The sequence below is a fragment of the Streptomyces sp. NPDC051677 genome (assembly GCF_044453465.1).
GTDB lineage: Bacteria > Actinomycetota > Actinomycetes > Streptomycetales > Streptomycetaceae > Streptomyces.
In genome coordinates this window covers 23,603-31,380 of sequence record NZ_JBITCT010000041.1, presented here as the reverse complement: position 1 = coordinate 31,380, position 7,778 = coordinate 23,603, and the positions used below count along the sequence as shown (strand labels likewise).

The following is a 7,778-nucleotide window of genomic DNA, read 5'->3' as shown; positions in this document are numbered from 1 at the left end:
CCCCGATCCTCGGAGCGTGCGGGCGGCTGCACTGCCTTTCTCACCCGTTCGGCCCCCGTAGCCCTCCCGCCGCAGGCCGGGAGGCGTGGTCCGGGGCACGCTGGCAGCATGCAACCTGCGGGGCAGCCCCCACAGGACCGCCCGGCGCGCCGGTCCCGCCGTGAGCGGTGGCGGGCGCGGGGCGCGGCGGTCAAGGCCCGGGCGGCTGGACTGCGGGTCCGGGCCGAGACACGGTTTCCGGTGATCACCCATCTCATGGAGCATCTGATCTCGGTGAACGTGCTGGACTCCGCGACCCGCCTGGCCGCCCAGACGTTTCTCACGGCCGTGCCGTTGCTCTTCGTGGTGGCGTCCGTCGCCCCGCAGGCGCTGCGCGACCACCTTGTCAGCTCCGTGACCGACGTCTTCGGGCTGACCGGAAGCGCGAAGGCCCAGCTGGAGCAGGTCCTGACGGGCGACACGTCCGAACTGCGTCAGACCACGGGTGTCGTCGGCGGGCTGATGGTGCTGATCTCGGCCACCGCGTGCAGCCGTGCCATGCAGCGGCTCTGTGAGCGTGCCTGGAGCCTGCCGAGGACGGGCGCGCGGATGGCCGCCTGGCGCTGGATCGCGTGGCTTGCCGCATGGCTGGTCATGATCTCGGTGCAGGGCGTCCTGCGGGGCGGCTTCGGCCTCGGACTGTGGCTGGGCCTGCCGCTGCTGCTGGTCGCCGAGACCCTCATGTGGTGGTGGACGCAGCACCTGCTGCTCACCGCCCGGGTGCCGTGGTCGGCGCTGTTGCCGGGCGCGCTCCTGGCGGGCGCGGCCCTGAGCGTCCTCACCTCGATCGCACATCTGTACGTTCCGCGGGCCCTCAACCACAGCCTCGACAAGTACGGTTCGATGGGCGCCGTCTTCACCCTGCTGTCGTGGCTCATCGCGCTGTGCGCGGTCGTGACCCTCAGCATCACCGCCGGCGCGGTGATCGCCCGCGAACCCGCGGTGGCCCGGCGGCTGGGCGGACCCGAGTCGCCGCCCCCGTCCACCGGCGATACGTTGGAAGACGGATAGCGGTCGACCACTTCCTCCGACAGGACGATCCGTTCGGGACGATCCGACAGGACGACCAGGCATGTCCGAGGCGCGGCACTACGCCGTCATCATCACCCATCATCACCGGCGCCGGCGCGGGCGGCGCACCCCTCACTCACCAAGGTCGAGGCGGCTTGGCGGGTCGGTTCGACCGAGCGGTTCGGCGCCGACACCGTCGTCGCCCGCGGTGCGGTCAACTGCGCCGCCCTCCTGCTGCGTTCGGCCGACGACCGGCATCCGCACGGGTCGGCGCCGTCGCGCCCGGCATCCCCTCCGAGGTGCTCGCCCACCACGCCGTCGACCACATCGTGGAGCGTCTGCAATGAGTGACAACAACCCCACCGGCCACGAACTGCGCCACCGCACCCCGAAGGAACGCGCCGAGCGCGGCAGGGTCGCCCGGGCCGCCGTACCCCGGTCCGCGCACGCCGAGTTCACGCCGCCGCCGAAGCGCACCGACCCGGTGGACATCATCGACGCGCAGTCGGCGAAGCGGGTCGCGGAACTCGTCCCGATCCGCTACGGGCGGATGAGCGAGTCACCGTTCCGCTTCTACCGGGGAGCCGCCGCCATCATGGCCGCGGACCTCGCCGAGACGCCCCGCACCGGCATCAGGGTCCAGTGCTGCGGTGATGCGCACATGCTGAACTTCCGGCTGCTGGCCTCCCCGGAACGCCGGCTGATGTTCGACATCAACGACTTCGACGAGACCCTGCCCGGCCCGTGGGAGTGGGACGTCAAGCGGCTCGCGGCCAGCCTGGTCATCGCAGGCCGCGCCAACGGGTTCAGCTCCAAGGAACGGGCGTCCGTGGTGCGGGCCGCCGTACGGTCGTACCGCGAACGGATGCGGGAGTTCGCGGACCGGGGCAATCTCGACGTCTGGTACACCCGCTTCGAGGCGGACGAACTGCAGCAGCAGCTCGACGTGGACCTCGACGCCAAGACGAGCGAACGCTGGGCGGAGACCCGGGAGAAGGCGCACGCGCACGACACGCTCCAGGTCTTCGACAAGCTCACCCATGTGGTCGACGGCAAGCGCAGAATCGCCAACGACCCGCCGCTGCTGATCCGGCTCGAGAACCTGCTGCCGAAGACCGAGGGCCACACGCTGGAGACGGAGATCAGCAGGCTCGTCGAGCGGTACGGCCAGTCCCTCCAGACGGACCGCCGGTTCCTGCTGGAGAGCTACCGCGTCGCCGACATCGCCCGCAAGGTCGTCGGCGTGGGCAGCGTCGGAACCCGCTGCTGGATCATCCTGCTGCTCGGCAAGGACGACGAGGACCCGCTGTTCCTCCAGGCGAAGGAGGCCGACGAGTCGGTGCTCGCGCCCTACGTCGGCGCCAGCGGATTCCGCACCCAGGGCGAGCGGGTCGTCGCCGGACAGCGGCTGATGCAGGCCACCAGCGACATCTTCCTCGGCTGGGAGCGCGCCACGGGCATCGACGGACGCCGCCGGGACTTCTATGTCCGTCAGCTCAGGGACTGGAAGGGCATCGTCGTCGCCGAGAACATGCCGCCCAAGCGGATGGCCCTGTTCGGGCGGCTGTGCGGCGCCACGCTGGCCCGCGCCCACGCCCGGTCCGGCGACCGTATCGCCATCGCCTCCTACCTGGGCCGCGCCGATGTCTTCGACCGTGCGCTGGCGGCCTTCGCCGAGCTGTACGCGGACCAGAACGAGGAGGACCACCAGGCCCTCCTCGACGCCGTCGCGGCGGGCCGGGTCCCCGCCGAAGCGGCGTGAAAGACATGGACCGCTATCCGCCCATCGCCGAGCACGGACTGATCGGGGACCTTCAGACCGCCGCCCTGGTGACGTCCGAAGGGGACATCGACTGGTTCGCGGCGCCGCGCTTCGACTCGCCCAGCGTCTTCGCGTCCCTGCTGGACCACGACGGCGGCGGACACTTCCGGTTCGCGCCCACCCACTCCGAAATGACGCGCCGCCAGCTCTACTACCCCGACAGCGCCGTCGTCGTGACCCGCTTCCTGTCCCCGGACGGGGTCGGCGAGGTCATCGACCACATGCCGGTCGTCCGGTCCCGGACGCCGTCCGACCGGCACACCCTGCTGCGAGTCGTACGGACCGTGCGGGGCACCGTGCGCTTCGCCCTGGAGTGCCGTCCGCGCTTCGACTACGCCCGCGCCGCCCACGAACTCGACCTGACCTACGGGACCGGCGGGACCGGCGGGACCGCCGTCTTCCGGGCGCCGGGTACTACCGCGTACCTGCAGACCACCTTCCCGCTGGAGCGGGACGAGAGGGACGAGAGGGACGTCCGGGGCACGGTCACCCTGGACGCCGGCCGGTCGGCCGCCGCCGTGTTCACCGTGTGCGGCCCGGACGGCGAGAAACCGCCCCCGCCGACCGCCGACTCGGTCACCGAGCGGATGTGGGAGGACATCGACTTCTGGCAGAACTGGGTGCGCACCTCCCGCTACCGGGGCCGCTGGCCCGACATGGTGAACCGCTCGGCCATCACCCTCAAGCTGCTCACCTACGCCCCGAGCGGCGCCCCGGTCGCCGCCGCGACGATGGGGCTGCCCGAGCAGGTCGGCGGCGAACGCAACTGGGACTACCGGTACACCTGGGTACGCGACGGCTCACTGTCCGTCCGAGCCCTGCTGGACCTGGGGTTCGTCGAGGAGGCGGACCAGTTCGTGCACTGGCTCGGCGAGCGGCTCGCCGACCGCGCCGGCGGTGACGGGGAGCCGCTGCAGATCATGTACCGGGTCGACGGAGACCCGCAGCTGACGGAGGAGATCCTCGGCCATTTCGAGGGCTACCGCGGCTCCAGCCCGGTACGCGCAGGCAACGCCGCCGCCGACCAGTTGCAGCTCGACATCTACGGCGAGGCCCTGTACGCCATGTCCGAGGGCATCGAACAGATCGGCCAGCAGGTGGGCTACCACGGCTGGAAGGGTCTCGCACGGCTCATGGACTGGCTCGCCGACCACTGGGACCGGCCCGACGAGGGCGTCTGGGAGACCCGCGGCGGGCGCAAGGACTTCACCTACAGCCGGGTGATGTGCTGGGCCGCCTTCGACAACTGCCTGAAGCTCGTCGAGGAGTTCCGGCGGCCCGCCGACACCCAGCGTTGGACCCGGGCCCGCGACGCCATCCTGGAGGAGGTCATGGAACGCGGCTGGAGTCAGAAGGAGCAGGCGCTGGTCCAGCACTACGGCGGCGACGTCCTGGACGCCTCGCTGCTGCTCGCTCCCCGAGTGGGCTTCATCGCGCCGCGCAGCCCCGGCTGGCTGTCCACCCTGGACGCCATCGACCACCGGCTCGTCTCCGACAGCCTCGTCTACCGCTACGACCCGGCCGCCTCCCCCGACGGACTGCGCGGCTCGGAGGGCACGTTCAGCCTGTGCACGTTCCTGTACGTCGACGCCCTCGCCCGGGCCGGCCGTCTCCCGCAGGCCCGCTACACCTTCGAGAAGATGCACACCTACGCCAACCATGTGGGGCTGTTCGCGGAGGAGATCGGCCCCAGCGGGGAGCAACTGGGCAACTTCCCGCAGGCCTTCACCCATCTGTCGCTCATCATGGCCGCGACGACCCTCGACGAGGCGCTCGACCGGTTGGCGGCCCGCTGAACGCGGGGACGTCCGGGCGCTGTGGCAGCAACTGGGTCAGGGCGAAGGACACCACCGCCGCGAGGACCACGAGAGCCACCGTGTCCACGTTGCCCAGCAGCAGGACGACCAGCACCGCGCTGCTGACGGGCAGCCGCAGGGCCGCCGTCACGGACGCCGCCATCCCGGCCGCCATCGCCGGCACCAGACCGAGGCCCGGCAGCGGCGCCAGCAGGGCTCCGGCCGCCCCGCCCAGGAACAGCGCGGGGAACACGGGACCGCCGCGCAGGCTGCCCAGACAGAGCGCGTAGCCGAGCCCCTTGAACGCCAGCACCGCGACCAGCGCGCCCACGGACCAGGCGTGCGGGTCCTGCGCCAGCTTCGCCAGCGTGCTCTCCCCGGACAGCGCGACCTCGGCGGGGGAGCGGCCCGTGGAGACGGCGTAGAGGGCGGTGCAGCCCGCTACGCCGAGCGCGCACAGGGTGGTTTTCCGTACCGTCCAGGACGTCACGAAGCGGGCCGTGTATCTGCCGACCATGAAGATCCAGTGGATCAGGAAGGCGAGCGCGGGCGCGATCACCAGGACCCACAGGACGTCCGCCCAGTCGAGCGGCGGCGGCTTGGGCAGCCCGATGTCCAGGCTCCCGGTCTGCAGACCGGTCCAGTGGACGAACCCGGTGAAGACCAGGTCGCCGACCCCGCTGGCCAGCAGCACGGGCAGCATCACCGCGAACAGCTGCGGCCCGCCCACCCCGGCCACCTCCATCAGGAGCACCGCGCCCACCAGCGGGTTCCCGAAGAGCGCCGAGATGGCCGCGGCGGCGCCGGCCGCACCGAGCAATCCCGTGCTCGCCTCCGTCTGCGGCGCTCGTACGAGGCTCGCGAAGAGCAGGGCCAGACCGCCGCCCAGGGCGATCAGCGGCGCTTCCGGACCGAGCACGGCGCCGAGCGGCAGACCGACCAGGGCGGCGACGAGCACCCCGGGCAGCGCCTCCTTCGTGGCCCCGCCCGAGTGCAGACCGCCCGCGGGAAGGTGCCCGCCGCGCCCGGGCAGCCGCGCCACCACCAGCCCCACGACCACCCCGGCCACCAGCAGCAGCGGGAACCCCCACCACCACGGCGCCTGCTTCCAGCCCAGGTCCTTGGGCCAGTCCGTCCAGATCAGCCGCTCCAGCTGGTTGAGCGTCACGAGGAACCAGAAGGCGATCAGCGCCACCGGAATACCGATCAGACCGCAGAAGACCAGGGCCTTGCGGTATTCGGGCCGCCGCAGCATGGTCCGCAGCAGGTCGGCTTCCGGCGGCTGGCTTCCCGGCGCGGGCGCGGCGGGCGCGTCTGGCTTCGTCCCGGCGATGGGGTCCTCCTGGGCTCGTCGACTCGACAGGCGATTTCCCTGTGTTCCCCCTCATTTCGGGACGAGGTTATCCGCCCGCCCGGTCCGCGCCCGGCGGGCTCGTGGCGCCTGCGTGTCGCTTCTTCTAGGACAGGAAGAGCGGACAGGAAGAGTGGACGTCACATTCGAGGGGCCGCCGGTGTCTTCATGTCGGACAGACCGACAACCGAGGAGGACACCATGGCGCTCCGCGTCCCGAAGGCCGAGCTCCCCGTGGAGCTCGAGGAAAACATGATCAAGCAGCTCGGCGCCGTGGCCGAGAACGTCGAGGTGTTGTGGAACAACCCCCAAGTCGCCCAGGACAGCCTGCAGTTCGGGGGCAAGGTGGGCGCGTGGGGCGCGGCCGACGCGAGCCTCAAGTCGTTCGCGCACATGGCCGTCGCGACCCAGGTCGGCTGCAGCTGGTGCCTCGACGTCGGCTACTTCCAGGCGCAGAACGAGAACCTGGACCTGGCCAAGGCGAGCCAGGTGCCGCGCTGGCGGGAGTCGGAGGCGTTCACGCCGCTGGAACGGGACGTGATGGGGTACGCCGAGGCCATGACGCACACCCCGCCGACCGTCACCGACGAACAGCACGCGAGCCTGCTGGAGCGGCTCGGCGCGGCGGCGATGGTCGAGCTCACCGCGTTCGTCGCCTACGTCAACCTGGCGACCCGGGCCAACGTGGCGAACGGGGTCACGTCGCAGGGCTTCTCCGCCGCGTGCGAGATCCCCCTGGCCACACCCTCTTCCGCGACCTCCGGCGTGACGTCCGGCGTGACGTCCCAGCGGGCGTCGGCGGTATGACCGGCGAGGACCCGTTCGTCGTCCATCGCCGTCTGCTGTTCACGGTCGCCTACGAGATGCTCGGTTCGGTGGCCGACGCGGAGGACGTGCTGCAGGAGTCCTGGCTGCGGTGGGCCGACGTCGACCGCGCGCGGGTGCGGGATCCGCGGGCGTACCTCGTGCGGATCGTCACCCGGCAGGCGCTCAACCGGCTGCGGACGGTGGCGCGCAGCCGCGAGGACTACGTCGGCGAGTGGCTGCCGGAACCCCTGTTGACCAGCCCTGACGTCGCCGAGGACGTCGAACTCGCGGAGAGCGTCTCGATCGCGCTGCTGACCGTCCTCGAAACGCTCGGGCCGACGGAGCGGGCGGTGTTCGTGCTCCGTGAGGTCTTCGACCTGTCGTACGGCGAGATCGCCGAGGCCGTCGGGAAGTCCGCGGCCGCGGTCCGGCAGATCGCGCGGCGGGCCCGCGACCATGTGGCGGCCCGGCGGCCCCGGATGCGGGTGAGCCGGACGGAGCAACAGGCCGTGCTGGAACGGTTCCTGGCCTCCCTGCGCACCGGGCAGGTGCAGGAGCTGCTGGAGATCATGGCGCCGGACGTGGTGCTGGTCGCCGACGGCGGCGGGTTCGCGGCCGCCGCTCTGACCCCGATCCACGGGGCCGCGACGGTGGCGGCGGTGCTCGCGCGCGCCGACCGGGCGACGGCCGCGTTCGAGACGACGACCGTGTGGCTCAACGGCGCGCCCGCGGGCCGGTTCGAGGTCGACGGCGAGCCGACCGCGGTGAGCCTCACGGTGGAGAACGGCCGGGTCACCAGGGTCTTCCTGATGCGGAACCCGCGGAAGCTGACCCGGCTGGAGGAACCGGCCGAACTCGCCAGATGAGCCCGCCGGCGCCTACTTCGCTGCGAGGAGGGCCTCGACGGCCGGGGCGAGGCCGTCCTCGATCTCGCCCCGGGCGAGTGCATGAT

6 protein-coding genes are annotated in these 7,778 nt (G+C 71.7%); 5 read left to right on the top strand and 1 reads right to left on the bottom strand.

What is annotated here, in order from left to right:
* Positions 1–108: 108 nt before the first annotated feature.
* From ACIBAF_RS36260 to ACIBAF_RS36250, 3 genes are all read left to right on the top strand, one after another.
* Positions 109–1,050, top strand: a complete 942-nt coding sequence (locus ACIBAF_RS36260; RefSeq protein WP_399468718.1) for a YhjD/YihY/BrkB family envelope integrity protein — start codon at positions 109–111, stop codon at positions 1,048–1,050.
* 343 nt (positions 1,051–1,393) lie between these two features.
* A complete protein-coding gene (locus ACIBAF_RS36255; protein ID WP_399468714.1) occupies positions 1,394–2,812 on the top strand; it encodes a DUF2252 domain-containing protein in 1,419 nt (472 codons plus the stop codon).
* A gap of 5 nt (positions 2,813–2,817) precedes the next feature.
* Positions 2,818–4,668: a glycoside hydrolase family 15 protein gene (locus ACIBAF_RS36250; protein ID WP_399468712.1), complete on the top strand. Its 1,851-nt coding sequence runs from the start codon at positions 2,818–2,820 to the stop codon at positions 4,666–4,668.
* Here ACIBAF_RS36250 and ACIBAF_RS36245 read toward each other — a convergent pair.
* A complete protein-coding gene (locus ACIBAF_RS36245; RefSeq protein WP_399468710.1) occupies positions 4,616–5,923 on the bottom strand; it encodes a chloride channel protein in 1,308 nt (435 codons plus the stop codon). The genes ACIBAF_RS36250 and ACIBAF_RS36245 overlap by 53 nt on opposite strands.
* Positions 5,924–6,220: 297 nt before the next feature.
* Between ACIBAF_RS36245 and ACIBAF_RS36240 the strand changes: the two genes are divergently transcribed.
* Both ACIBAF_RS36240 and ACIBAF_RS36235 read left to right on the top strand, forming a co-directional pair.
* Entirely contained in the window at positions 6,221–6,826 is a 606-nt protein-coding gene (locus ACIBAF_RS36240; protein WP_399468708.1) for a carboxymuconolactone decarboxylase family protein, read from the top strand.
* On the top strand, positions 6,823–7,692 hold the full coding sequence (locus ACIBAF_RS36235; protein WP_399468705.1) for an RNA polymerase sigma-70 factor: 870 nt from the start codon (positions 6,823–6,825) through the stop codon (positions 7,690–7,692). Before ACIBAF_RS36240 ends, ACIBAF_RS36235 begins: the two co-directional genes overlap by 4 nt.
* Positions 7,693–7,778: the final 86 nt, after the last annotated feature.

What these genes read in the sequence shown, in the direction of transcription:
- ACIBAF_RS36250 (WP_399468712.1), top strand. Translation starts at nt 2,818, where the DNA reads ATGGACCGCTATCCGCCCATCGCCGAGCACGGACTGATCGGGGACCTT.
- ACIBAF_RS36240 (WP_399468708.1), top strand. Translation starts at nt 6,221, where the DNA reads ATGGCGCTCCGCGTCCCGAAGGCCGAGCTCCCCGTGGAGCTCGAGGAA.
- ACIBAF_RS36255 (WP_399468714.1), top strand. Translation starts at nt 1,394, where the DNA reads ATGAGTGACAACAACCCCACCGGCCACGAACTGCGCCACCGCACCCCG.
- ACIBAF_RS36235 (WP_399468705.1), top strand. Translation starts at nt 6,823, where the DNA reads ATGACCGGCGAGGACCCGTTCGTCGTCCATCGCCGTCTGCTGTTCACG.
- ACIBAF_RS36260 (WP_399468718.1), top strand. Translation starts at nt 109, where the DNA reads ATGCAACCTGCGGGGCAGCCCCCACAGGACCGCCCGGCGCGCCGGTCC.
- ACIBAF_RS36245 (WP_399468710.1), bottom strand. Translation starts at nt 5,923, where the DNA reads ATGCTGCGGCGGCCCGAATACCGCAAGGCCCTGGTCTTCTGCGGTCTG.